Raw genomic sequence first — 2,611 nt, 5'->3', positions numbered from 1 at the left:
ATTAAAACCTTCAAGTTTCTTAATCAGTTTGTTGAGAAACAAATTGAAGTAAGCGACAATGAAGAAAAAACGATAGAAAGAATGTTTAAGTTCTTATTTGAACCGGCTCACTATGAAAAAATAAAAGAAGCCTTAGAAGATTTAGAAATTTCCGTCGAGGATATTGAAAATATAACTATTAAAGATAACGAACAACTTATTGAAGTAGAAACCGACGAAGAAAATAATAGCGGCAACAATGACTGATACACAATAGTAGGGGCGGGGAAACCCCGCCCTCCATTGTATTTTATGAGAACGAGAATTGCTGTATCAAATAGGAAACTGATAGATAAGCACCTTACCTTGCCAGTTTTCTTCTACAAATACAAGATATTCATCATTAGCACGACGGAAAGCACGGATACCATAGGGAATATCAACCCAACCACTTTCTTTCCCAACTTCTGCACCTGGAGTCATCTTTTTCACGAGTTCTCCGGTAGCAGTTTTATAAACATATACCTCGGCGGTTTTTACACCCACTGCAAACACATAATCACCAGCTACACTCATGGCTGCGGTAGCAACTAATCCTTTACCTGTAGTGTCGTAGGGAACGACAGTGCGCCATTTGGGAGTACGATTTCCTTGACTCCAATTATCGAAGCGAGCAATTTCTGATCCTATGACTTTGGCATCATCAGCAAATGCAGGATGTTCCATCGTAAAACCGGATAAATACATGGTATCTGTTTCGGGAAAATACTCAATCCGTCGCAAGTCTTTGAACGTGCTAGGAGTTTTGAGTTTTTTCATCGAACTATAGGTATAAATGGGATTTCCTTTAGTATCTAATCCCTGTAAAGGATAATGACGAATACCATCTTCAGTTCGCAAAGTTTTCCAAACATCTCCTTTGCTATCTACCCACCAACCTCCGATATAGGGATAATCTTGACTGCTATCATATTCATTTTTTTCAAATGCACCATTGCCATTACTATCGCGCCAAATCCATTCTCCGTTTGCGGGTTGATTGGGTGGCCAATTGCCATGAACAGATTGTTTATTCTGATCATTAGTACCCACAAACATCCCAGCAGGAATGGCAATTTCACCATCTGTATTCGGTTGAAACCGATAAATTTGCAAAAAGCTATTGTACATATCTGTCAGGAATACAAAAGGTTTACCTTGAATCCGCCGCACAAAAGTTCCATCTGGTGATGTATGTAGACGTGGATCTTGAGCGTATTTAAAAGGATTAAGTGTGTAGGCTTTATAAGTCCACTGTTTACCAGCAGACTTGCTATAATCCATGACATATTTTTCTTGTTTGGTGAATATATTTACACCATCTGTTTTTGGATCTGTATCTGCATTATCTACAAATATTAATCCTAGTAATTGCCATACTATTTTTCCTGATGGCGAAAATTTTCTTAAATCTGTTCCCGATGTATTAAAGCCATTATTATTTACATAAATATTGCCTTTGGCATCTGTACCAACTCCAGTAATGCCGTAGAGTTTGGATGTTTTTACTTCTCCAGGTACACCACCAAAAACACCTTTTTTATCCCCAAAAGTATCCACGCGAACTGGCTGATTATTAATATTGTAAATTACCAATTGTTGATTAATCCCATTTTCTGCTACTAACAGTCTGCCGAGATTATCAATGGCTAATGCTGATGGTTTATCAACATCTGTAATTTCTTGAGGTAATTTCTTTCCGGCTGGAGAATAATTGACAATTTTTCCAAATTTAGCACCTTTTTGATTTTGAATAATCCACAAACTACCTTTTTTATCAATGGTAATTTTTTCGGGACTATTAACGGTAAATTTGTTTATCTCTGCCATTGTTTCGGTGTTATAAACCCGAACAATATTCTCCCCAGCATTACTAACAAATAGGTGATTATTTATTGTTGCTATTCCTGTGACTTCATGGCTTTTGCTGGTAATTAACATACTTTTATCCCAGCCATTCCCTTTCTCAAAAGGTGCAGGTTTTCCTGTTAAGTCATAACGTCTGACGCAATACCAAGTTTGTCCTTGGGGAGGATAATCTTCTTTTGTTTGATCTACTCCACCTTGAATCATAGAAATATAAATATATTTGCTATTTACTGTTATTGCTTTACCCCCTAAACGATTCCAACCATGTGTATCTTCGAGGATAAAAATTGGTTTACCATCTTTATATATTCCTGCTTCACTACCAGCTTCATCCCAAGCACTATTTGTATAAATTGTCCCGTCATCTTTGACATACATTCCTTCTATATTATTTTGTACTCGCAATTTACCATTACCAATGGTATTTCCTAACCAAGAAGTAATATATGTAATTTCAGGAGTTCTGACTGCTTTGGATTTTTTAGTTGTGGCTAAATCCATTGTCATACCAACAAATGTTACGAGTAGTCCACAGGTTAGACCCAATAAAATCTTGAAAGTTATTTTTTTTCGCCAATATCTCCTCGAAAATAAGTTATGAAGATATTGATAAAGTTTGTAGCAAGTTTTACTAATCTGCATAAATAATTCGGTTGCTGTAATATGCTTTTTGAATTTTTAATTTATCCCTGTGGGATAGGCTTTTAAATTCTTACTCATAAAT

At 36.2% G+C, this 2,611-nt stretch carries 1 protein-coding gene and 1 pseudogene; one reads left to right on the top strand and one right to left on the bottom strand.

Annotation, left to right across the window (positions count from 1 at the left end):
* A pseudogene (locus IQ228_RS24555) lies at positions 1 to 246 on the top strand (abortive phage infection protein); the annotation flags it as partial.
* Between the two features lie 66 nt (positions 247 to 312).
* Here the strand turns inward: IQ228_RS24555 and IQ228_RS24550 are convergent.
* Positions 313 to 2,394 (bottom strand): hypothetical protein, encoded by a 2,082-nt coding sequence (locus IQ228_RS24550; protein ID WP_236630635.1) that lies wholly within the window; start codon positions 2,392 to 2,394, stop codon positions 313 to 315.
* Between the last annotated feature and the right edge of the window lie 217 nt (positions 2,395 to 2,611).

The organism is Dolichospermum sp. LEGE 00246, from assembly GCF_015207865.1.
Lineage (GTDB): Bacteria > Cyanobacteriota > Cyanobacteriia > Cyanobacteriales > Nostocaceae > Dolichospermum > Dolichospermum heterosporum.
This window is presented reverse-complemented; position numbering and strand designations above follow the sequence as displayed.